This is a genomic window from Paenibacillus naphthalenovorans (assembly GCF_900099895.1).
In the GTDB taxonomy this organism is placed as follows: Bacteria; Bacillota; Bacilli; order Paenibacillales; family NBRC-103111; genus Paenibacillus_G; species Paenibacillus_G naphthalenovorans.
Window position 1 is genome coordinate 18816 of sequence record NZ_FNDY01000005.1, and the last position, 23934, is coordinate 42749.

21 protein-coding genes are annotated in these 23934 nt (G+C 49.9%); 8 read left to right on the plus strand and 13 right to left on the minus strand.

Annotated features, from left to right (window positions below):
- Positions 1-17: 17 nt before the first annotated feature.
- Complete coding sequence (locus tag BLT35_RS06745) at positions 18-1544, minus strand: DUF4153 domain-containing protein (protein WP_062410675.1); 1527 nt, start codon at positions 1542-1544, stop codon at positions 18-20.
- 22 nt (positions 1545-1566) lie between these two features.
- Entirely contained in the window at positions 1567-1983 is a 417-nt protein-coding gene (locus tag BLT35_RS06750) for a hypothetical protein (RefSeq protein ID WP_074727359.1), read from the minus strand.
- 139 nt (positions 1984-2122) lie between these two features.
- Between BLT35_RS06750 and BLT35_RS06755 the strand changes: the two genes are divergently transcribed.
- The 3 genes from BLT35_RS06755 to BLT35_RS06765 all read left to right on the plus strand — a co-directional run bounded on the left by BLT35_RS06755 (position 2123) and on the right by BLT35_RS06765 (position 5310).
- A complete protein-coding gene (locus BLT35_RS06755) occupies positions 2123-3916 on the plus strand; it encodes an ABC transporter substrate-binding protein (protein ID WP_074727360.1) in 1794 nt (597 codons plus the stop codon).
- 59 nt (positions 3917-3975) lie between these two features.
- The gene (locus tag BLT35_RS06760; RefSeq protein WP_062410672.1) at positions 3976-4485 is read left to right on the plus strand and encodes a hypothetical protein; all 510 of its coding nucleotides are present in this window, start codon (positions 3976-3978) and stop codon (positions 4483-4485) included.
- A 246-nt stretch (positions 4486-4731) separates the two neighbouring features.
- A complete protein-coding gene (locus BLT35_RS06765) occupies positions 4732-5310 on the plus strand; it encodes a thymidine kinase (RefSeq protein WP_062410671.1) in 579 nt (192 codons plus the stop codon).
- A gap of 92 nt (positions 5311-5402) precedes the next feature.
- Here the strand turns inward: BLT35_RS06765 and BLT35_RS06770 are convergent, their stop codons facing one another.
- Positions 5403-6635 (minus strand): aminopeptidase, encoded by a 1233-nt coding sequence (locus tag BLT35_RS06770; protein ID WP_074727361.1) that lies wholly within the window; start codon positions 6633-6635, stop codon positions 5403-5405.
- Between the two features lie 334 nt (positions 6636-6969).
- On the opposite strand from BLT35_RS06770, the gene BLT35_RS06775 reads away from it, so the two are divergent.
- Positions 6970-8574, plus strand: coding sequence for an ATP-binding protein (locus BLT35_RS06775; protein WP_062410670.1), 1605 nt, complete (start codon positions 6970-6972; stop codon positions 8572-8574).
- 71 nt (positions 8575-8645) lie between these two features.
- Here the strand turns inward: BLT35_RS06775 and BLT35_RS06780 are convergent, their stop codons facing one another.
- Genes BLT35_RS06780 through BLT35_RS06790 form a run of 3 tightly spaced genes read right to left on the minus strand, consistent with a single transcriptional unit; the run spans position 8646 to position 13025 of the window.
- Positions 8646-9026, minus strand: coding sequence for a carboxymuconolactone decarboxylase family protein (locus BLT35_RS06780; protein ID WP_235594216.1), 381 nt, complete (start codon positions 9024-9026; stop codon positions 8646-8648).
- A gap of 40 nt (positions 9027-9066) precedes the next feature.
- A complete protein-coding gene (locus BLT35_RS06785; protein WP_054819609.1) occupies positions 9067-10707 on the minus strand; it encodes a thiamine pyrophosphate-binding protein in 1641 nt (546 codons plus the stop codon).
- A gap of 17 nt (positions 10708-10724) precedes the next feature.
- Entirely contained in the window at positions 10725-13025 is a 2301-nt protein-coding gene (locus tag BLT35_RS06790) for a putative bifunctional diguanylate cyclase/phosphodiesterase (RefSeq protein ID WP_082660947.1), read from the minus strand.
- A 256-nt stretch (positions 13026-13281) separates the two neighbouring features.
- Here BLT35_RS06790 and BLT35_RS06795 point away from each other — a divergent pair, with 256 nt between their 5' ends.
- The gene (locus BLT35_RS06795; RefSeq protein WP_054820158.1) at positions 13282-13755 is read left to right on the plus strand and encodes a hypothetical protein; all 474 of its coding nucleotides are present in this window, start codon (positions 13282-13284) and stop codon (positions 13753-13755) included.
- Positions 13756-13854: 99 nt separating this feature from the next.
- Here the strand turns inward: BLT35_RS06795 and BLT35_RS26180 are convergent, their stop codons facing one another.
- The 5 genes from BLT35_RS26180 to BLT35_RS06830 form a co-directional block, all read right to left on the minus strand.
- Positions 13855-15336: a DUF3658 domain-containing protein gene (locus BLT35_RS26180; protein WP_082660946.1), complete on the minus strand. Its 1482-nt coding sequence runs from the start codon at positions 15334-15336 to the stop codon at positions 13855-13857.
- A 196-nt stretch (positions 15337-15532) separates the two neighbouring features.
- Complete coding sequence (locus BLT35_RS06815) at positions 15533-16402, minus strand: alpha/beta fold hydrolase (protein WP_062410669.1); 870 nt, start codon at positions 16400-16402, stop codon at positions 15533-15535.
- An 86-nt stretch (positions 16403-16488) separates the two neighbouring features.
- On the minus strand, positions 16489-17091 hold the full coding sequence (locus tag BLT35_RS06820; protein WP_175471941.1) for a hypothetical protein: 603 nt from the start codon (positions 17089-17091) through the stop codon (positions 16489-16491).
- A gap of 219 nt (positions 17092-17310) precedes the next feature.
- Positions 17311-17943: a stalk domain-containing protein gene (locus BLT35_RS06825; protein ID WP_054820152.1), complete on the minus strand. Its 633-nt coding sequence runs from the start codon at positions 17941-17943 to the stop codon at positions 17311-17313.
- A gap of 178 nt (positions 17944-18121) precedes the next feature.
- A complete protein-coding gene (locus BLT35_RS06830; RefSeq protein WP_054820151.1) occupies positions 18122-18445 on the minus strand; it encodes a DUF2325 domain-containing protein in 324 nt (107 codons plus the stop codon).
- Positions 18446-18769: 324 nt separating this feature from the next.
- On the opposite strand from BLT35_RS06830, the gene BLT35_RS06835 reads away from it, so the two are divergent.
- Complete coding sequence (locus BLT35_RS06835; protein ID WP_074727363.1) at positions 18770-19636, plus strand: transposase; 867 nt, start codon at positions 18770-18772, stop codon at positions 19634-19636.
- 520 nt (positions 19637-20156) lie between these two features.
- Here the strand turns inward: BLT35_RS06835 and BLT35_RS06840 are convergent.
- Positions 20157-21497, minus strand: a complete 1341-nt coding sequence (locus BLT35_RS06840; RefSeq protein ID WP_062410665.1) for a hemolysin family protein — start codon at positions 21495-21497, stop codon at positions 20157-20159.
- 255 nt (positions 21498-21752) lie between these two features.
- Here BLT35_RS06840 and BLT35_RS06845 point away from each other — a divergent pair, with 255 nt between their 5' ends.
- On the plus strand, positions 21753-22532 hold the full coding sequence (locus tag BLT35_RS06845) for a DUF1836 domain-containing protein (protein WP_062410664.1): 780 nt from the start codon (positions 21753-21755) through the stop codon (positions 22530-22532).
- Between the two features lie 74 nt (positions 22533-22606).
- Here BLT35_RS06845 and bacA read toward each other — a convergent pair whose 3' ends face one another.
- Positions 22607-23404 carry an undecaprenyl-diphosphate phosphatase gene (gene bacA / locus BLT35_RS06850; protein ID WP_054820149.1) on the minus strand — a complete coding sequence of 266 codons (798 nt, stop codon included), beginning with the start codon at positions 23402-23404 and terminating at the stop codon, positions 22607-22609.
- Between the two features lie 192 nt (positions 23405-23596).
- Between bacA and BLT35_RS06855 the strand changes: the two genes are divergently transcribed.
- A complete protein-coding gene (locus BLT35_RS06855) occupies positions 23597-23932 on the plus strand; it encodes a L,D-transpeptidase (RefSeq protein WP_074727364.1) in 336 nt (111 codons plus the stop codon).
- The last annotated feature ends 2 nt before the right edge of the window (positions 23933-23934 follow it).

Consider the following 23934-nt stretch of genomic DNA (forward strand, 5'->3'; position numbering starts at 1 on the left):
GAGAAAACGGGCCCAGATTAATCCGCCTGTGTTACATTCAGCGCCTTGCCAGCCCTCCGGACGGATAGGTTGAACTCCGTCCACGATTCCGGTTGACGGTGTTCAAGTCTTACCCGAAAGCGCTCCAACGCGTCATCTACCCCTTGCACTTCGGGATGCAGGCGTTTCAGCTCTAGCAGATAGGGTACGGCCTCATAGCTTAGACTGCCGAGATAAGCCGCATCGATCTCCCCTGTAACTTCATACCTTTGAATGTTATTGCAGGCGATCATCGCATCGATGTTCATATAATTCAAGACGACATAAGCTGTGATTACAGCAGCCGTATACCATTGAAACAGAGGCAAATTCTCTTTCCACAGCTTAAGCAGAGCAATAATGAACAGCACCAGCAGCAAAATCATAAATGCGTGTACCAGCAGCCTGGTCACCGTATAACCGTATGCTTCCTCATACATGGTCAGGCGCAAAAACGCGGAGCTGAGCACCACGCCGGTACAGCCGATGAGCACCGCTAGAAGGATGCGAAGAAAGCGCCATGCCTTCCGGCCGGGACGCTTTACGCCGTATAGAGCGGTTAGCAGCACGGAGAAATTGATCAGGGTGACCAGAACCAGCTCGGCAAAGCCTTTTCTCGCATAGGAGGCATAAGTGATACCCTCCGGAAGGGCGGCGGCGCCTCCTCCGAACAAATAGGAAAACTGAAACACGGCAAACCATACATAAACGGCATTCAGCAGCATCAGAATGGTAGCGGCTACTGTCGCATCCAGCTGTGGTAAGACGGAAAGCAGGCGGTTCGATTCAGACCCTGAGTCGGATGGCTCCCATAAGGCCGTTTGATCCTGGGCTTCAACGGGAATCGGACCCGAACGCTTCACTTCCCTACCCGCCTGAACATAGGCAAAGAGAACGAAGGTAACAGCCGCAATCCAAGCGAAGCGAAGCAAGCCCACAGAAAGGTCCCCCATCAAGTCAGGTAGCTGGGCTAAGGTTCGTTCAAACACGGAATCGGCCGATGCCAGAAGCCCGATGACAGCGATCAGCAGCGGAACGGACAGAGCGATCCCCAACATCACCTTGAGCATCCCTTTAGCCTTATCCGCTTTCATCTGCCCGGTCAATGATTGGATCAGGATCACTACAGGCTGCGGCAGCCGTTTTAACGTCCCAAGGATCACTTGCTCCAGCAGGAGCACGACGGAAGTGCTGCGCTGCTCTCCTCTTATGCCCCACACGGTATGTACGATGATCAGCAGCGGTACGGCGAGGGAGTTGAGAACGTGCAACAGAACGTTCGTATACCATACATAAGTGAACGACAGAAACAGCACTGGCACGAGCAAGACAGCGGAAAGCCTGGATCGGAACGATTCGGTTCTCGGGACGTAGAGATAAAAATACAGATAGAACACCAGTACGAATAAAGGATACGATACTCCCCAAGCTTTAGCGTAAAATAAATAATGATGCAGCACTCCGCAGCCGAAAGCGGCAGCCAGCAGCATAACATCGCTTCGCAGTCTCTCCGAAGACTTGATCATATGAAGGCCCCTCCTTAGATCTTTAATGAATCGCAGCCTCTTCCCGCGGACGGCGCATATATCGGAGCATGTCCAGGATCAGCTTGCGCATTTCCTTTGTTGTCCCTTCACCGGACGGGCTTTTGATCCTTTCTCCAAAAGGAAGCCTGTCCTTCAGCATCACTAAAGTGCTTCGGTGATCCGGCAGCTTATCCGCCCAATAGACGAACAGTTCGGCCTCCTCGAGTACAAGCGTCTCCACCCAGCCCATTCCATGCAGGCGGCCATAGGCAAGCTTGGCTATACTCCCAAAGACTTGCAGCAGCCGTTCCTCCGTCTGGGCCTGCTGCACAGACCTTTCAACCTCCCGCAGGATCTGTTCCTCCCACCCTACGGTAAGCGGCATTGCCGCTCCGCCGCTGCGGCAGCACTCCATTTCCGGCAGCACATTGGACTGCATCAATCATTCCTCCTTCAAATGTTCTTCGTCGTTACTTTATAGTGTAGCTTGAAAAATACGAACAAAAAGCGCAACTTTTAAATTGAAAATTTCGTATTTTATCATATTGGATTTGTATTTTACGGGAGGAAAGCCGGTTATGAAATTATCGGGCCACTACATCCGTCTTCGCCGTCAATATCCGCATATCACCGAACATCAGGAGTTTTTTGTTACCTTGGACGAGCTGGCGGTTCAGCTCGATTGCACACATCGCAACGTCCAGCTGCTGCTGAGAAAAATGCAGGATGAGGGGTGGCTGACCTGGACCGCCGAACGGGGACGCGGCCGCCGCTCCCGGCTCTTGTTTATTCAGAATGCGGACGATATGATTCTTTCCGCCGCCAAAGAGCTTGTGGAGCGCAAGGATCTGCGGGGCGCACTGGCGCAAATCAACGTATCGACCTTACCCGATACGTTCAAAGACAGCTTTCATCATTGGCTGAACAGCTACTTCGGTCACCGCAGCGAGGTCAAGGGCAGCCGGCGGCTGGATACGCTTCGCTTTCCGCTTGCGCAGCCGCTGCAATCGCTGGATCCGGCCACGATTCACTATACGGCCGAGGCGCATCTGGTCCACCAATTGTTCGACCCATTGGTCCGCTACAACCGCCTTACCGGAGCGATAGAGGCACACCTGGCGCACGCTTGGGAAGCGGACGAGTCCAGAACGGTATGGACCTTTCATCTGCGCAAGGGTGTGCAGTTTCACCATGGGCGGGAGCTGACGGCAGAGGATGTCCGGTATACATTCGAACGGCTCAAACGGCTTGCGGCAGGCTCCCTTTACAGCTGGATACAGCAGCAGATCGATGGTACGGAAGTGCTGGATCCGGTTACCGTCAGCATCCGTCTCACCGAACCTAACGAGCTGTTCCTTCAGTTCGCCGGCACAAACCGGGCTTCCATCCTGCCGGCGGAGATTTGCGAGGAGCGGCAAGCGGATTTTGCGCTCGCTCCCGTCGGCACCGGACCGTTTAAGCTTACACATTACGACGGTTCCGTTTGCGTCCTGGACGCCTTTCACAACTATTTCCAAGGGAGGGCGCATCTGGACCGGGTCGAGCTATGGCATATCCCGGATATGGAGAAGCAGGATCGCGATCGGACACTGGAGAGCTTCCAGATCATTCATAACTACAGGCTGGCGGACGAGGCGGAACATCGGTGGGAACAGGTGCAGCAGCAGGGTACAACGTGCCGCTTTCTCACCTTCAATCTATTGAAACAAGGACCGATGAACGATCCGGAATTGCGCGGCCTCGTGTGTTCCGCCCTTCATCGCGGAAGGCTGCTCGAGAGGCTCGGCGGCGACGCCATTTTCGCGGGGGACAGCTTTATCCGGCACCGGAACGGTCTTCCGCACGATGCGGAACCGGTTCCTTACTCTCCTGAAAAGCTGAGGATGCTGGTCAAGCGCTCGGGCTACGCAGGGCAGCCGCTTACTCTGTGCACAATCACCAATTACGAACGGGACGCTCTGCATGTCCAGGCACTGCTGCGGGAGGCAGGATTTGCTGTGGAAATCAACCTCCTGACGGCTCAGGAGTTCAAGAGCGAGCAGCGGCTGCACGCCGATCTGCTGCTTTTTTCCATCATGCTCGACAACGATGCGGAACTGAGGATCATCGATTTATACAAAAGCATGCAGCGACATCTCGAGCCCTCCGTCAAAGCGCATGTCGCCAAATTGACCGATAAGATTCTCCGGGAGCCGGCCGCTTGGCGGCGCGCTGAATGGCTGCAGGCCATCGAATCTCATTTGACCGCCAGGCAAATGCTTTGCTTTCTTTATTTTAAAAGGCTCAAAACGCTCTACCACTCCTCCGTCCAGGGCATTGCGCTCGATTCTCTGGATTGGGTGCAGTTCAAAAACATTTGGTTCAAGCCATAAGCAGCCTTTCTTGTGAATAAAGTATAAGGAAGGAGAGAGCGAAAGGAGATCGGTAAGACGTGAGGAAGCCGAACCAATTCGTATACCGTAACGACCGATACGGATTTACCCTGCGTTTTCCCACATGGTGGAGAAATTACTGCGTTGTCGGTGCAAGAAGACAGGATCGCGATTCCGAGTATGAGCTGCATTTTCGCTTTAAGTATAAGGGGAAATTATACGAAGATATCTTTACGATTCTGGTGTATCGAATGACGCGGGAGGAATGGATAAAGCAGGGATACGCGGAGTCGCCGCTTTCGTTTATTGCGGAAGTGGACGGCCGAGTGTTCGCCTATTTGACGCCGGAAGAACTGCCGCATGCTTTTTACGACAATAAAACCGGAGACTATGATTACAAAAAATACCGGGCCGCCATTGAGCTGCTCAAAAGAATGGTCAACCAGGATGTACCGCGGATTGTACAGTCGCTGCGCTTCTTTGGCCATGCGGTTACGATGACATCGACCCCTTATCTCCTGAGCAAAGTATGCTCCTGTCGCATTCACAAACGCATCAAGCGGAAATAACCCCTTACCACCGGTCAAACGCCCATGCGGGCGCAGGCCGGCGCCTCCGTACTGAAAAAAAATCGCAAGTGGAACCCATCAGATCGCGGTCCGCCTCACGGGCCGCTCCCAACCTTCCTTCCCCGCATTGGTTTCGAAGTGCCCGTCCATGCCCGCGTACAATTCTATGAGTCGCCCTGTACCTCTCTGTCATCTTGTGCTATGATAAGTCTTCGTTATTTTTTGTGGAGAGGACGAGCGTTCAACGTGGCCAAGCTATATTTTCGATACGGGACCATGAACAGCGGAAAATCGATTGAAGTGCTGCGTGTAGCGCATAATTACGAGGAACAGGGAAAGAAAGTGCTGCTTTTTACTCCAGCGGTGGATTACCGCGATGGCGTGGGCACCGTAGCTTCCCGCATCGGCATGCGCAAAGAAGGGATTGTGATTGACGATCAACTCGACATGGTGGCACTGGCAGCCAAAGAAAGACCCAAATGCATCCTGATTGACGAAGCGCAGTTTCTGAACAAGCAGCAGGTGCTCCAGTTAACGGAAATTACCGATACGCTGGGCATTCCCGTAATTGCTTACGGGCTTCGGGCGGATTTCATGGCCCAGCTGTTCGAGGGCAGCTATCATTTGCTCGCGTGGGCGGATAAAATTGAGGAGATCAAGACGGTCTGCTGGTACTGCGACAGGAAGGCAACCATGAATATGCGCCTTGAGGACGGGCGTCCGGTATTCGAAGGCGAACAAATTCAAATCGGCGGCAACGAAAGCTATCTGCCGGTCTGCCGCAAATGCTATTCATCAAAAAAGAAACAAGCTCATATCCTGTAATAAGGGATATCCCTTAACCAAAGGACGAAAGCGAAGCGCATGCGGCTTTGCTTCGTCCTTTTCATTTGCGGTTGATCAACGGCGGGCTAAACCTACACCGCCCAATTCCCGTTTCGGATCAGGGGTTCCCGGCGGCCGTCCGGGGTCAATCCGTCTACATTCATATCCCCGGAACCGATCATAAAATCCACATGGACTAAGCTGGTGTTGGCGCCGTTGTCTGAGAGCTCCTTTTCGGACATCCCGGTGCCTCCTTGAAGATTCACCTGGTAGGCTTGCCCTAAAGCCAAATGGCTGGAGGCATTCTCATCAAACAACGTATTATAGAAAATCAGATTGGCATTCGAGATGGGCGATTGATGCGGCACCAGCGCAATTTCACCCAAACGGCCTGCTCCGTCGTCCGTGTCCAGAAGCCGTTTTAGCGCATCGTAACCCGTTTTGGCCGAAAAATCCACGACCTTGCCGTCTTTAAAAGTAAGGGAAAATCCGTCGATGATTTGTCCGGCGTAATTCAGCGGCTTAGTGCTGCGCACCACCCCGTTTACGCCATCCTTATGAGGCATGGTAAACACTTCCTCCGTCGGCATATTGGGGTTGAACCAAACGCCCTTGGCATTCTCTTTGGCTCCCCCCAGCCATACATGTTTCTCCGGCAGATCGACGGTCAGACTCGTACCCGGCGCTTCATAGATCAACTGCTTATACCGTTTGTTATTTAACAGCTCGACGGTTTGTGCCAGGTGCGCATTGTGCTTTTTCCACGCCTCGATCGGATCCTCCAAATTCACACGGGTCGCCTCAAATATGCGGTTCCACAACGCTTCCACAGCGGCATCCGTAGGCAGATCCGGAAATACCTTTTGCGCCCATTGATCGGTAGCGATCGAGATGAGCGACCACGCAACCTTATGCGCCATGATATAACTTTTGTACGTTTTCAAGGCCGAAGCATTCGTTTTCGTGGCGGCTGAGATCCGGTCGGGATCCACATCCTTCATCAGATCCGGGCTGGGTGAATAAATCGAAAGGAACGCCGCTCCGTTCTCCGCCATCTCCGTCAATCCCTGAGCCTTCCACATCGGATATTCCTGAAAAGCCTCCACAGGAGCCAGCTTATATTTGATATGCGCGAGCTGCTCGTCGTTCCACTCTACATGCACATGTTTGGCTCCGGCTTCATAAGCTTTGACGGCAATGAGCCTTACCAGTTCGACCGCTTGAAGCGGTGCGTTCACAACCAGCGTCTGCCCTTTCTGCACGTTCACACCCACATGCACAGCCAGCGCCGCGTACTTCTCCAACTGTTCTTTTGTAGGAACCATAGAGCATCCTCCATCATTAAAGTTGTTTTCTCTACAGTATAACCTTTTCTCACCGCGGCACCAAATTTTTTCCACATAAAGAAAACCGCCTTATAGGACGGTACCATGCCTCTAGGCGGAGCAAGCGTTCAAATATTACCGAAGCAAGTAACATTTTCGCATGCCGATATTCCCTTTTATAGGCTGTTAGCAGCATAAAAATGGACCTTGGTGCGGAGCAAAAAAAGTTATACAGCCGACAATAATAGACAACATTTTTAGACTCCCTGATATATCATGTAAGAGTTGATTCCAATCTGTAAAGAATTCCAAAATTTAGGAGCCAAGGTAACTTATGATTAACCTTTCGGAACGTATATCGGCATCCAAAAAAAGATGCCAAACCTTCGGATTGAACCCCGTCATGATTCCAAAGCCTTCCGGAAAATTGACGCCGGCCGAGCTGCAAAACAGAAGGATCAGGTTTGACGAACTCCTATCCGTCATGAGCTTGTTTGCCGGTCGAATCATGCATCTGCTGAACAACACGCCTCTTTTGTTGGTCCTTACGGATGAAAGTGGTTATATATTGGAGATGTACGGCGATCAATTAATCAAGAAGACCGTAACCGACCTTGGAATCGTCAAAGGCATCCAGTACACGGAAGAATCCATGGGAACCAATTCGGTTCATATGGCCTTGACGGAACGATCACCCGTTTCTCTGGTCGGTCAAGAGCATTATCACGAGGCTTTGCATCATTTGGCTTGCTACAGCGTCCCGTTTCACTTCACCAGAAGCCATCATTTGTCGGGCACCATATCCCTGCTGACGACAATCGACCACCAAAACCCGGTTTTTATCGCCCTGCTTTCCAATATCGTGGACTCCATTGAACGAGAGCTTCTGCTTTCAAGAAACAACCAAAAGCTCGATCTGTTGAACCGGATTCTCATTAAAAATATGCGGCACGGAATCATTATCACCGATCCTTACGGAAGAGTTTCCGAATGCAATCCCTTTGCCGAGCAAATTGCCAATTGCAAAAAACAGGACCTGATCGGAAGCTCTATATTTGACATACAACCGTTCGGAAAATACATGTACAAAGTGCTCGAATACGGCCAATCTTACGAGAACGTGGAATTAACCTTTGGTAATATTCAAAACGGAGGCATCGTATGCCAGTTTGACAGCTATGCGATCTACGACGATAAAAACAGGGTCATCGGCGCCTACGCCCAGTTTCGTGACATCACGGAGCGCTTCCTGTTGGAGCGGCAGGTCATCACGGCGGAGAAGTTCTCCGTGATCGGCAAGCTGGCTGCCGGTCTGGCACATGAAATCCGCAATCCGTTGACTTCCATAATCGGCTTTATTAAAATACTCAAAACCAGTGAAAACCCGGCCACCAAGGAAAAAAAATATATTGAAATCGTTTACAATGAGCTGCTGCAGTTGGACAAGCTGGTTTCCCAGTTTGTGTTGATGGCCAAGCCAAGCTTTCCCGACCGTAAGCTATTCAACATCCAGGAGCTGGTTCAAGAAACACTGCTTTTTATGGAAAGCCAATTTATTATCAAGAATGTTTCTGCACAATTTCTCCACGAGAACAACCCCATTATGCTGCATGCCGATCCTCTCCAAATCAAGCAAGTGCTGATTAATATCCTGCAGAATGCGTTAGAAGCCGTTGATGAGAAAGGAATGATTCTGGTTTCGTTGGAATCCGATTTGAATTATGTGAAAATCCGGATCGAGGATAACGGCATCGGCCTGGATGAGGACGAGCTTGGCCAAATTCTGAATCCTTTTTTCACTACCAAAGAAAACGGGCTGGGGCTGGGGCTGTCGGTCAGCTATCGGATTATTGAGAATCACGGGGGAACGATTGACATTACCTCGGATAAATATGCGGGAACCACCATGACGATTACGTTACCCTTGCTGCAGTCCTGACAACAATAAAGAGGACGCTTCTTCAAGCGTCCTCCGGCTCGAGCCTCCCGCAGGCACTGCTTGGGGAGGTTTTAGATTTGAACTTCTCTTTCTTTGAAAATACGCATCACTACGCCCAATGCGGCTATCGCTTTGGGAAAGCCCGCGTATGCCGAGCAGTGCAGGACCAATTCCACTATTTCCTTAGGACTGAGTCCCACATTCAGAGCGGCGTGAATATGAAAGTCGAGCTGATCCACGGCCCCTTGCGTGATCAACGAAGACAGGGTAATGAGCTCGCGCTGCTTGATATCCAGTCCGGGACGGCTGTAAATATCCGCAAAGCCGTTGCTGACGATAAATTCAGCGAATCCCGGATAGAAGCTATGAATCGCTTCTAACGGAGGGAACTCCTTTCCCCCCGTCATTTCTTTTAAAACCTCCAACCCTTGCTCATACCTTTCGTCTGCCATAATCATACTCCTTTCAACCGTAAAAAGATTCTTGCCAAGGTTATTCCAAGGTTAACAGTCTGGTTAAAATGGGCGGGATTTCATTGGGGTCAACTATGATCTCAATGACGGTAGGACCATGCGAATGCAGCGCTGTTCTTACGGCATCCCGGATCTCCTGGGCGGTTCGGCAGCATATGCCGGTTGCCCCTAAGGAACGGGCGAACATGGCGGCATCCAGAGGCGTTTCGTATACCGCGCCTACACTGCGTCCGGTATTATAGGACATACCTTTGTCGACCATGTCCAGTCTACCGTTATTCATGACAACAAACACGACCGGGAGCCGGTGGTTAACGGCAGTGGCAATTTCCATTCCGTGCATCATGGCGCACCCGTCCCCGGTCAGGCACACGATCGTACGATCCGGCAAAGCCGCTTTGGCTCCGACGGCGTAGCCGATGGCGTGACCCATGGCGCCGAAGACATCGTCGAAATAAAATGTGCCCGGGATGCGAATATCATAATGGCGAATCGCGTAGAAGGTATGACTGCCGTCATCTCCGAATATAATCGCATCGTCCGGCAAAGAAGAGCGAAGGGCCAGAATCGCCGTTTCCGCAGAGAGAACGTGTGTCTCCCCCAATTCCTTGGGCGGCACATCCAGCTCCGCTGTCGCGGCCGCTTCATAGACCTGTACCTCTGCAGCAGCCAGATCAATCAGCCTCGCCAGATTCGTCTTGGCGTCCCCGAGAATGACGCAGGTTGGAACCGGAAGCGCTTTGGATACAAAGGTCACGTCATAATCAAAATGAATAACCTGCTTCGGCATCATTTGGGGCGTAAACCCGGACAAGGTCATATCGCTCAGCTTCGTCCCTACCGCAATTAACAGATCGACGCCTGATTTCATGTAGTCGTTTGCCTGTATCGTACCTCCAAGCCCAAAATTTCCAAGGCTGAGCGGATGATTTGTAGGAAAGGCCCCTTTGCCGCCGGGTGTCATAATGACCGGGATGTTCCAGTGTTCGGCCAATATGCGGATTTCATCGTAGGCTTCCGCAGCCATCACGCCTTTGCCGATGAACAGCACAGGCCTTTTGGCGGCATTCAGCAGCGGGATGGCTTCTTCCACATTAGCCGAGATCATCTGAGGAATATGATCGGGCAGATGAATCGTGAACGGCTCGACCTGCGCCATCAGAACATCAAAAGGAATGCAAAGGTGCACCGGTCCTTTAACGCCGGTTTTGGCTTTCTCTAGAGCATGTTGAACATAAAGGGGGACGAGGTCCGGCCGTTCGATTCTGGCACTGAACAGCGTAACCGGTTCAAACATCTTGACCAAGTCGGTACCGAAGCTGCTGGAATCCTGTCCTAATGCTTTGCCCGATTCCGCGGCCGAAGGCTGACCTGTAATAATCAGCAGCGGCAGGTTATAAGCCTTCGCTTGGCCGGCCGCAGTCAGCAGATTAGTCCCTCCCGGCCCGGACGTTCCTATGGCCACTCCCAGTTTTTTGTTGCCCAACGCGTAGCCAGCCGCTGCAAAGCCCGCTCCTGCTTCGTGTCGGGTCAGTACGAATTCCACACCCGCGCTGTCAAAATCGAGCATCAAGGGGGAAATGGATTTTCCGGGTATGCCAAATACGTGATTGATCCCCCATTCCTTCACATTGTTCGCCAATACTTGCGACAATCGCATGGTTACACCTTCCTATATCAGACTGTGACGCTTTTAAAGTATTTTGTCTTCAATTCCTCAGCAGGCAGGGGAGGACTGTAATAATAGCCCTGGATCTCATCACACTTCTGCTCTTTCAAAAAAGACATCTGCTCCCGCGTCTCGACACCCTCGGCGATCACATGCAAGCCCAAGTGATGGGCCATGGCAATAATGGCCCCTACGATCCTCGCATTGCTCTCATCGCTTATGATATCCCTGATGAAAGATTTGTCAATTTTCAGGCGGTGGATCGAAAATTGCTTCAAATAATTCAGGGAGCTGTAGCCCGTACCGAAATCGTCGATGCTGATTTGGATGCCGAGCCCGCTTAGCTCATCCAATATCGCACTCGCTTTTTCCACATCCATGGTCATCGTTTCGGTGATTTCCAGTTCCAAATACTGCGGCTCCAGTCCGGTTTCCTCAAGTACTTTTTCTACTGTTTTGTACAAATTTTTCTTCATAAATTGTGCTGTCGATAAGTTGACGGCGATCCGTATCTTAGGAAAGCCCGAATCCTGCCAGCGCTTGTTTTGCAAACAAGCTTCCTTTAAGACCCACTCGCCGATCGGAACAATCAACCCCGTTTCTTCGGCAAGAGGTATAAATTCGCTTGGGGGAATCAGCTTATACACGGGATGCTTCCAACGAATCAGCGCTTCCACGCCGACGATTTGGCCGGTATTCATATCGATTTGCGGCTGGTAGTGAAGAACCCATTCCTCCCTCTCCACTGCTTTGCGAAGTGCATTCTCCAGCGCCAATCTCTCATGGGACGACTGGTCCATAGAAGGTGCGTACAGCACATACGTATTTCGTCCTGCTTCCTTGGCTTTATAAAGAGCCGTATCGGCGTGAATCATTAAGGTTTCCGCATCTTGTCCGTCATCCGGGTAATAAGCAATGCCGACGCTCGCAGAAATATGGAATTCCTGCCCCTGGATCATAAAGCTGCGTTCAAAGTTGCATAAGATGGTCTTCGCCGTAAGGACGGCCGCCTCCGGTTCGGAACCTAGCGGTACGATAATCGTAAATTCGTCTCCGCCCATCCGAGAGAGGAAGCTGCCGGTGCGGAGTCCGTTCTTCAGACGGTCGGCGGCTTCGCACAACAGCATATCTCCGTTTTGATGGCCAAACGTATCATTGACCATTTTGAACCGGTCGAGATCAATATACAGGACAGCGAACCGGCTGTCGTTGTGTCTGGCCGTCTCAAACATTTCACCAAGCTGCTTATAAAAATTTCTGCGGTTCGGCAATCCCGTCAAGTCATCGTGATAAGCCAAATGATTATATTTTTCTTCGGCCTCGTATAGCCTTGTCACATCTCTGAACTGGCCGATGGCTCCGATAATCTGGTAATGTTCGTCATATATCGGGATCGCATCAAACAAGCAGACAAATTTCGATTTGGTCCTGTTTCTTTCGAGGATGAGCTGAATGTTCTCGTATTTGCTTCCTTTTTCGATAACATCCGATATGTATTGTCCCATAGGACTGAACATACGCACAACTTGATGTCGGTTCAAGCCTTTCCTTAAGCCCGTTAATTGTTCGGCGATTTCGTTCATTTCCACAATGGTGCCTTCTTTGTCCGTCATGATGATGCCGTTGCGGGTGGAATTGATCATGATTTGGTTCAACATGTTCAGCCTTTGGTTCTGCTTAATCAGAAGCAGCTCGCGTTCAATCGAATCGACAGCCAAATCAAGCAGAGTCAAATAAAAAGGGTTGGCCAGATCAATCGAGGTCATGATGGAGATCGTTCCGAGCAGGTCATTGCGATCTCTATAATGAAAAGGAACCGCATAGCAAGCGTGGGTGAAAAAATAAGTGTGGTAATGATCTTGGCCGATCAGTTCTACCGGGTGGCGTTCTTTGAGGCTCAGATTAATCACATTCGTCCCGCATGATTCCTCGGTAAACCGAACACCGATTTGAATCCCGAGCTGATTGACCGTCTGTTTAATCGTCTCATCCCCATCCATGTCCAGAATGACTCCCGTTTCATCGGATATGACGATTAAAATCGGATTTCCTTTGGAAGACAGCAGCAGTTTCTTCACAAAGAATCGAACGACGGCCAGCACGTTCTCATACTCGCTCAATTTGCGGTTCAGCTCGGACGTCGACAACTTTTCTTTAAAAACGGGAATGGTGTCAGGGTTGAGGCGAGCCTCCCGGCTTCTTTGCTTGGATGCCATGATATATTGCGCCTTGGACGGTTTTTGGTCCCTCTCCCTTTTTACGCTTTTTCCCAAGCCTCCCGCTTCTTCGTTACTTTGACTGTCCAGCATAATAATCAACATCCCTTTTGTAAAATAAGAACGAAAATAGGCAATTTATGAGAGTGAGCGCTACCTACTCTTCCACAAATACCTGAGCAATTCCTGCAAAAAAAAACATAAAATAATGGTTAAAACTTGACTTTATTCTCTTGTAGTTCTCTAGATCTATGGGATAACGCTTAAAATAATGCCTATGTACAACGGCCTGCACCTTTTCGCTTATTTGGGAATAAGCTGATATACATCTATGCGGGAGGGCGATAAGATGTTTCCCAGAGATCAATGGTACAAGCTTGGCCTGCTTCTGTATATGCTGGTTTGGTTTATGGGGAGCTTCTGGATGGGCGGAATGATAAAAAGCGGCGCAATCGTCCACTGGCTCGGCGTCGAGCTGCGGGCGGTGGAAGAATACGTATACTACGCGCTTGCCGGAGCGATCGGGGGCACCCTGTACGCCATGAGACTGTTTCACGCGTTTTATGATCAAATATCGGATCGTTGGATTTTATGGTATTTGCTGAGGCCGATTAAATGCGCGGGAGCGGCGGTAATGACGATCGTGCTGTTCCAAAGCGGCATCATGCTGCTGCAAACCGGCACCTCGATGGAAGCGAAAATCGGCATCGCTTTTTTGGTCGGCTTCGGCTACGGCAAGCTGATGGATAAATTGAAGGTTTTGACGGAAACCCTGTTCAACGGAAACAATGAGAAGACCTCCGGAGATCAACCGCCGAAATAATCGGGCCGCGCGATAGCCGGCTGATTCACATACGGGTATCCGTCTTCCGTTTGGAATAAGCCTTCCGGTACATCCAGCCGGAAGGCTTGCAGCATGCCGTTACGTGGCCAGCTTTACGCTGTAATACCTCATCGCTTGCAAAGAGCCGGTATACTCCAGCTGCCCCTGGTCCAACAGCTTCCGCAGGCGGTATTCGATGTACGTGTCGGATACGGGCTGATCCAAGACGCCGATGATTTCACCGACCAGACGGGCCGCTTTCAGCTCGCTGTCTCTGTTCGAAAGGAGCCGGTGCGCAGTTTCCAAGATCAGCGCATCAAAGTAACCCTCGTCCACAGTACGTACCGATCCATTCTCCACGATGCGAAGCAGCCCTCCGTCGGCGACAAGCCGGTTCCAATCCTTGATCTGATCCGCTCTATCCCGGCCGGATAAAGAGACGGCGTTGTCCGCCAGCCCGGCCAGTTGACCCGGTGAAGCCTGAGCTGCGCTGCGATAATCCCTGTCGGGGTAGAGCCGATGCAGCTCGGAAGTGACATCGATGACGGATACGGGGATATCCTCAGGCAAAGCGGCCAGCGCATAGCGAAGCCCTATTTGCTCGGTCGCCGAGTTTCCCGCCCACAAAACGACGGAGCCTTTGATCTGGCGCGGCCATCCCTGCCACAACATGAAATGTTTGAGCAGTGCCGGGATCATATCAGCTCGATCTTCTTCATTCAGAAACTGCTTCCACCATGCCAAACGTGACGGTCCTCCAACGCCTTCCAGAGGTCCATGCATCAAATCATCATCCAGGCTGATGACCGACTCCTGCGGACGGCTGCGGAGTGCCAGCTTCACCGCCCCGCGTGCTGACGGTCCGAAAACCACATGTGTCCTATATCCGCTCCAATCTCCAGCTTGTACGGACGGCGAAAACCGGGAAGATACATCGTCTCCCAGATACCATTCCTGATCGAATCGCTCCAAAAACAGATTCATGAAGCTGTGCCTTTCTTCCGCCAACGCGCGTGCGGCCTCTGTGTTCATCAACGATTTCAGCTTCAGCAGCTTTTCATGAAAATGGTTGATTGCGGTTCCTGGTTCGTTCCTGTACTGCTCTTTGGTCATATGCTCCCGCGGAGGAAGCTCCGGGTGATGCAAGGCATGACCTTTCCATCCGGCGTAGGCGAACGTCCTCGCAATCCCGATCGCGCCGATGGCATCGAGCCGGTCGGCATCCTGAACAATGCGTCCTTCCAGCGTGGACATCGGCTGACCACGGCCTCCCCTGAAGGACATCGTGGAGATAATTTCCATCACATGTTGACGATGACGGACATCCACCCCGGCTTCTTCCAGCCACTGCTCAACCTTGCTAAGCCCCGCTTCCTTGTCCGGATTCAGCTTCTCATCAGCAATATCATGCAGCAGTGCTGACAGCTCACAGATAAAGACATCCGCCTGTTCCAAAGCGGCAAGCCGCTTGGCCGTTCCAGCTACCCGTACGATATGCCACCAGTCGTGGCCGCTGCTGTCGCGCTCCAATTCTTTTTTTACATAACTTCTTGCCTCTTCGATTATGCGATGTCGGTTCATAACCGTCTTGTTAACCTCCTCGCCTTCGCAGCTTCCTTGACAAGGGCTTGTACAAAGTATTGTAGCTTATGAAGTCGATTTTGGTAAGAGGACTCAGGAAAAAACGGACGAAAAGCTAAAAAGACCATTCGGCAGTCTCCGAACGGTCCGATGGCCATTTATTCCACAGGAAGAGTCACATAGCGCGCTCGTTTGGCTAAATATGTGTTTCCTCCGGTTCAGTTACCGTCATCATCTCTTCTGCCAAGTACGGCAGTCCCCCGTCCGGGCAGAGAGCACGGCTTTGGCTGGCTTCTTCCTGCTGGCGCGCAACCCATGTACGAATGATGTCATTCATGCGCTGCGCTTCTTTCGTCGGGAGCTGATGCCTGGCATTTTCTAGCATATAAAGCGAGCTCACCGGCAATTGCCTATGGAGAATGCGGACATAACGCTTGAATCTCTTGTCCTTTTGCCCGAATAAGAGCAGGATGGGGGCGCGGACCTCTTTCAGGCGTTTCGTGCAATTGTATTTCGCACTGAAGCGATAATATTGATACATGTTCCGGATATCCCCTTGCATGGAGGATCCGTACAGCTGTTTATACGTTTGCAGGCTGTCGGCATTGCCGGCTGAAATGGCGGCCGCAAGCAAACGTTTAACTCTTGCCGCCGTAAGAGCGGAGGCCAGCCAAATTTGCATTTTGAGAACAGGGGTGCTAACCTCCGACATAGTACTGACAAGAATGGCTCCAAGGAAGCGATCAGGGTAGTTCAGCATCGCCTCCAGCGCTATCGAACCGCCGGTGGAGTATCCGCAAAGGTACGCTTTTGGAATCCCCAATTCATCCATCAGCTGCCGTATATCCTCGGCTATAAGCGAGTATGTAACGGACTGCCTGGAATAAGGGCTTTTGCCGTGGCCGCGGATGTCGAAAGTGATCACCTGAAATTGATCCGCAAGCTGATGTTGTTGATAAGCAAACGTGAGTCCCGTCATCAAGGGCGGGTGCAAGAACAGAATAGGCACACCCTGTCCTTTGACCTGGTAGTACAGCCTGGTTCCGTTGATGTCGGCATAAGGCATGTGGGCCAACCCCTTTTGGTATTGTCCTGAGATAAATCGCATTTATCCTTTCCAGGGCTTGGGGAAGTTATACACATTCGGCAAATTCATTCACTATGCCAGAGCGGTACCGTCTCGTTCTGCCCGGTGGTAAGGTCAATATGCAACGGCAGCCGTATATCTTCAAGCGGGTACGTATGGTCTCCCCACTGAACCAAGACTTGCTTCAGCACAATCTCCTCAATTCTGGATACGAGAACCTGATCCTCTTCAATAAAGGGGGCCACCGCCAGCCTTTGATGGAACTTCCCTTGATGCTGCGCTCCTTCCCATGATGGCCAGTTCAAAGGGTAAGAAGCATTGCCGGCGGTATCGGTATCCTCCGTGCTGTCGGATAAAAACGCCCGAAACGACAAAACAGGCGCTTCACGGTCCTTCAAATGTTTGGCGAAGCTTCCTTTAGTCCGCTCAAAGCTGTAGAAAAAATAAACGTGTTCTTTGTTGTACCAAACCTCGTAAATGGATAAAATCAGGTCCGTTTCAGGTACAGGCATCTCAATCTGATAGCTTCTGGTCAAACCCAGCTCCTCTGCCCTTTTAAGCCCGGGCGTTTTTTCATATTGATAAGCCTTGACCCGATCCCAGCTGACCGCATGCATGATTCGGGTACTGTCCTTCCTGAACCCTACTCCAATAACTATAAGAAACAAAGTTAGCGTTACAACGACGGCAATAAAAAGAGGTTTGGGAAAAAATATGGAGTTCAACTCATCACCTACATTTCTAAAAAAAGAAAATAATACCTTTTTATACGAAAAAAGCGCTTACAAGTTGCGGTTTGAACTTAATATACACAGAATATCCAAATTTTCGATATCCGGAATTCATAAAACAATGGCCGGCTCCTTGAAGGGATACCGGCTGTTTATTTAGTCTGCCGCTGAGCCTCCAATAGAGCCGTCAGGATAAACGATATAGCTTGACACGCTGCCGGTTCCGTTGCCGGATACAGCAGTGCTCCACAGTTCATACCGGTCGACTTGACCGCTGGAATTCCAATTGATAAACAGCTGTGCTTCGAGGTCCCCCCGGCGTATTCCCTCTACATCGGCGTTCAATCCTCCGTACAGGTAGTCCGCTTGAGCTCCAAAATCATAACGCCACACTTGCTGCTTCGAGCTTTCGATCAAAGTCATAAAAGACGGATCGCCAAGCACCGCTTTTACTTCTTTTTGATCCATTCCGCGTTCCAGGCGATACTTGACCGCCCAGATTTTATGCTGTGCTTCATCCGCGTCCTTCGGCTCCGAAACAACAGAAACCATACCTGCTTTCGCATCATAGACAGCCCCTGCGCCGAGATTTTCAGCTACGAACCTAAGCGGCACATACGTATGTCCTTCATAGTTCAATGCAGAGAAACGGGAGCCTAATTCCTTGCTCGCGCCGTTAAATTGAAATTTGACAGGAAACAGCAGCGCCTGAATTTCACTGGATGCGTTAATGGTAGCAGAAGTAGCCAGAGCGGCCCCGCAAACCAGTCCCATGATAAATTTCTTCATAAAAAAACCTCCTCGGGTGCTATCCTCCTCATCCTCTTCCTCTATCATACTAGGTTTAGAGCCCGAGAATCATAGAAAGTTTTATCACCAAAGGCAAAAAAAGACTCCCCAGACGGGAAAGTCTCCGTTTCTCTTCCTATCCTCCGCCGCTTTCACCAGCGGAGTATATTCCGGATGTTTACGAAAGCACGTCCTTCCTGTCATTCAACCATTCGCAGGTATCCGCACATGCACACAATGCTTTTTTGACCGAACACCACGACCGCTTGGCATAATAGATCGGCACTTCCTGCTCTTTAGCCTGCTGTTTAATCGCTTTTGTCAAATTATGATTGACGTAATCGGTGAGCACCAGCACTGCATCAACCTTGTCCGGTATGCCCTTTCGTACCATTTGACACTTGCGACCCGACATATGCATGACTTCATCAAACCCAAGACCGGCCAAATGCTCGGGCATATTGCCCAAATGATCGGCTCCTACGACCAAAATCGATGCCATGTTAACGTTCTCCTTTACCAAATAGTTTTAGGGGATGAACTTAGCTGTTCTATGTATACCAAAGTTGTTTTATGATAATGATTCTCAATATCATCTATGTTATTAATGATAATTGTTCTCAGTCTTATTGTCAACTTTTTTGGGAAATATGTGGTCCCTTTTGAACGCTTATAGCCACTATCCCCAAAGCTCAGTATGGTATTCAAATGACATTTCGGATCGAAACGGCAAAATTCACACTTGAAATCAGAACATATGTTTGGTAATATTATATTACGAACATACGTTTCTGTTAAGGGTGGGTTTCGTTTGGAGTATAGGGCCATGACTTGGGAAGAATTTTGTCAATATTTCAATACGGAGGAGGCTTGCGCCGATGCCTTGTATCAATTCAAGTGGCCCAACGGGTTCTCCTGCGCCCGCTGTGGACATCACCTTGCCTCTACAATCGTCACCCGCAGGCTGCCGCTCTATGAGTGCCGCCATTGTCACTACCAATCATCTCTTACCTCGGGAACGATTATGGAAGGAAGCCGCACTCATCTGCGCAAATGGTTTATGGCCTTCTTTCTCATCTCACGGACCGAGTGCGGCACGAATGCCGTCGAGCTAAGCCGTGTGATCGGTGTTACTTACAAAACAGCCTGGTTAATCCTGAGAAAGATCCGTCATGTCATCAGTGAGGCCGATGGCCGCTCCCTTCTATCAGGCATCGTTCGGGTTAACGGATCCGTTTACGGACGACCTCACAATCCCAGCTGGTATCACCATCCACAAGAACATCCGCTGCTGATCGGCGCATCGATGGACGAGCAGGGAGAGCCTATCTGCATCAAAATGAAGCTTGTCTCCGAGGAATACAGAAGGGAGCGGCTGATCCTTCGTTCCGCTGAACAGAATTTTATTGAACAGCATATAGAACCTCGGACAAAAGATGTCCAAACCGTCACAAGCCGCTGGAGTCACAAACGCTTCCAACGGCTGCTGCGCGTCTCCGCCGCGGCTAGCAAATGGATCAACTCCACCTTTCATGGAATTGGCTCCAAACATCTTCAAGCTTATCTGGACGAATTTTGTTATCGTCTGAATCTCTCCCTTCAAAGAACGCCGATATTCCACCACCTGACGCACCTATGCGCCAAATCAGAGAAAGTTACCTATTCGATGTTAAAGGGTACCGTAACCAGATGAACTTTATCCTTTACGTCGGCCGCACTTTTCACAAAGGCTCGTACTGGAACCAACCCATTAACCCCATAGCTATATTATTTCTCATTCGGTGAATCCGGATTCTTCGTGTAATGACAGACATGAAATCAAATTTGGCTGAAGCTATGCTGCTGCCGGCACCTTGCACATTATATTTGGCTGAAGCTATGCTGCTGCCGCATCTTGCACATCTTATATGCTGATCATCCTTCCAACTCAGGGTTGATACGTCGTATCTTTGGTGTTGAAAACTCTTGATTCGAGAGCAGCACGTCTGCAGTTCCCTCCTATTCACACCCCGTACGTCTATTAGTCGATAATCCATCCATTTCGATTCGGCAATTGGGCTGGCGGAAATATCATCTGAGCCGAGGGGATAGTGGCCATAAGGAGTTATTAAACATACGGAACAAGAGAACCGTCCGACAAAGCAAAGCAACGCACCTATGGAATAAAAAAGCTTTGGACAAGGTTGGATTTCTCCTCTCGCCCAAAGCTTTCTTTACATGTTTACCGGTTCTTCACGGCCTTCGTTGGAATCTGCCTCCGCATCCTGCGGCCCGTGCTTCACAACCTCCAATTTACGAATCCGGTGCTCTTCTTTTTCACGAATGATAAAGGTCAGATTCTCGTATTTCCACTCCCGGCCTTTTTCCAAATCCGGATTTTGCCGGTATAACCAACCGCCGATCGTATCCAGTTCTTCGCTGGTAATATCCGTATTCAGTAGATCGTTCAGGTGAGTCAATGTCACCTTGCCGTCTACGATCAGGTGGCCTTCGCCAAGCTTCTCCACTTCCAACTGCTCTTCTGCATCGAACTCGTCCCGGATCTCCCCGACGATTTCCTCCAATACGTCTTCGATGGTGACCATGCCGGATGTGCCGCCGAATTCGTCTACCAGGATGGCGATATGCGCGCGCTCCTGCTGCATCTTTTTCAAAAGTGTTTTGACCGGCATCACTTCCGAGACCGTCATCACCGGATGAATCAGTTCGGATAGCTCGATTCCAGGTTCGTCATCTCGACGCAGAAAATATTCTTTTGTGTTGATCATCCCGACCACGTGGTCCTTGCTTTCTTTGACTACCGGAAAACGGGTGTATTTTTCTTCTTTAATGATGCGGAGGTTCTCTTCCGGCGTGTTGTTTAGATACAGACATACCATATCCGTCCGGGGAACCATAATTTCTTTGGCTAGCAGCTCATCAAAAGCGAAGATCCGGTTCACATAACCGTACTCGGTCATATTGATATTGCCGCTCGTATAGCTTTCGGCCAAAATGATGCGCAGTTCTTCTTCCGTATGTGCTTCCTCATGCTCTTTAGCGGGCCGCATACCAAAAAGTCTTACCAATGCGTTCGCCGAGCCATTTAAAACCCAGATAAACGGATACATTACTTTATAAAAGAAAATAATCGGTTTTGCCGTGATGATGCTAATCCATTCGGCCTTCTGAATGGCTACCGATTTCGGGGCTAGCTCACCGAGCACCACATGAAGATAAGTGATGGATATGAAGGCAATTCCGAAAGAAAGAATAGTGACAAGCTCACCCGGCAGCTGGAACCGCTCAAACACCGGATGGAGTATTTCCTCCACTGTCGGCTCTCCTAACCAGCCCAGTCCTAAAGCTGTAATGGTAATCCCCAGCTGACAGGCGGACAAATAGCCGTCCAGATTGCTGGTGACCTGTTTCACAGCAAGCGCATTTTTGCGGCCCTCCATCACCATCTGATCTACCCGGCTGGGCCGGAGTTTAACGATGGCGAATTCCGTAGCTACAAAAAATGCCGTAGCCACAATGAGCACTGCGACCATAAACAAATTTAAGGCGTACATCTGATTCTCCTTATTTATTAGGATTTTGTGATTTATGAACACCAACATATAAAGTTCTTATGAACTTATCATAGACCTTTTCGTAAGAAAACTGCAAAGTCCGTATTTGATCATTTTTGCTTAAATTAAAGCAATTTATGCTTAATTGACACCTGTGCATGTGGTATTCTTTTCTTCTTGGGGGCTTTGACTTTTTTACGAAATAATCATATGATGAGTTCATATGAACTTCAAAATCGAGAAGGAAGAAACCCGATGGAATTGTTCTATTTGACGAGAAAACAAATGGCCGCTCTCTTAATGTCATTGCAAGGAATAAGCTGCAAGACGCCTCTGGCCGTCCTGCAGGAAGCATGGGCCAAATCGCATAGGGCCGAAATTCAAGGCGGCAAATCGTTCGGCGCCTTTATTTCCACGTCACTCCCCCCGATTTTTGAAAAAATCATCAAAACAAAAGTTCAAAATGACGGATTTTCTCTGACGGAAATCGTTTCGCTGGGCAATCAGATCGAATATACTCATTTTTCTATCACCACGGTACAAAATTGGGTGAAACGGGATTTTAAAGATTTAATCGGTTCTCCGCAGGTAGGAAAAAAGTATTCGATCAAGCAAACCGCCGTTCTGTTCATTATTGATGATTTGAAAGCGACTCTGGATTTCGAATCCATCCGCAAGCTGTTGACGCTGCTGTTTCAAAGCCCGGATGAAGACTCCGACGATTTGATCAGCCCGCTCCAATTATATGCTTTGTATTCCTCAATCTTTGAGGAAATGGATCAGAACAACGATCAGGTATTGGATCTCTCCGGACATGACATCGGCAGACGCAACCACGATCATATGCTGGAACAGCTTATTAAGCAAAGGGCGGACGATTTCACGGACTCGCTTGATGGGCTAAGCGAAGAACAAAAGGAAGCCGTGAGCAATACGATCTTTATTGCCATGGTTTCCGTACAAACCACCTATTTTCAATCGCTGGCCAGGCGCTTCTTGAACGCTACCTTATTCCTGCAGAATCTGCAATCGTAAGTTAAAAGAAAAGCCGCAAGCTTTCCGGCCCCGCTCATCCACGGCCCCAAAAGCTTACGGCTTGTTTGTTTTTTCTACATAAACAAGACATAAATGAAAATAGCGGCTAACACAAAACGATAATAAGCAAACCACGACAGCTTAAGGCGTTTGATCAGATTCAGAAAGGTTACTACCGCAATCATAGCGACGACGAATGCGGATACCAAACCTGTAATAAACAATCCCATGTCTTCCACAGATAAGTACTCACGGCTCTTGTATAAGTCAAGAATCGTCGCCGCGAACATGATCGGCACAGAAACGATAAAGGTAAATTCCGCCGCGGCTTTCTGGCTCGTACCCAGCAGCATCCCTCCGGATATGGTCGAGCCTGACCTTGAGAATCCGGGCCACAAGGCAAGGCATTGAAATACTCCGATACCGAACGCTTGTTTATACGAAATGTCGTCCATGGTTTCGGCCGTTACCTTTCTCCTGGATTTTTCAGCCACAATCATCAGAATGCCTCCGGCCACCAAACCTACCAATACCGTTTCCGGTCCGAACAAGTATGTCTTGATCAAGCTATGCAAAGCAAGACCAATCACAACCGCCGGAGCCATCGCAAGGGCAACATGAACAATATTGGCACGGCGTTCCTGCATGTAGCCCGGCTTGAAGTGCAGCATACCCAAAAAACGGCGCCAGTATAATACAAACACGGCCAATACCGCTCCAAGCTGTATGACGATTTCAAACGTTTTGGCCTTCTCACCCTCAAATCCTAGCAAATGTGCCGTAAGAATCATATGTCCGGTAGACGATACAGGCAAAAATTCCGTCAGGCCCTCCACAATTCCCATAATGATGGCGATCAGTATGTCACTCAATGCTCTCCCTCTCTCCTGTCTCTAGTTACCTCCATACACATTATAGTTGATGTTTATGGAAAGTTAAAAGCAAAATAAGGAATTTACATGTAAAAAGGCAGTATGCTTTCAGGTGTTTGACCAATGCATCGGAAGGCCGATACGCATAAGGTAAAACAGTTCCCATCCGCTTGTTAAAGGAGAAATTTGATTATGGCCTACCGGATCATCGTCGACCTGTCCGACCGTCGGCTGCACCTGTTGGAAGACAATACCGTCATCCATTCCTATCCTATCGCAATCGGGAAAATGCTGACGCAAACTCCTGTCGGAGAATATACGATCGTAAACAAAGCCCCGAACCCGGGCGGTCCGTTTGGCGTGTTCTGGATGGGCTTATCAAGGCCCCATTACGGCATTCACGGCACCGACAATCCTGCGTCCATCGGCCAATCCGTCTCAAAAGGATGCATTCGCATGCATAATGCCGACGTTCTCGCTTTATCCAGGCTCGTTCCAATCGGGACGCGCGTCACCATAAGAGAATAACC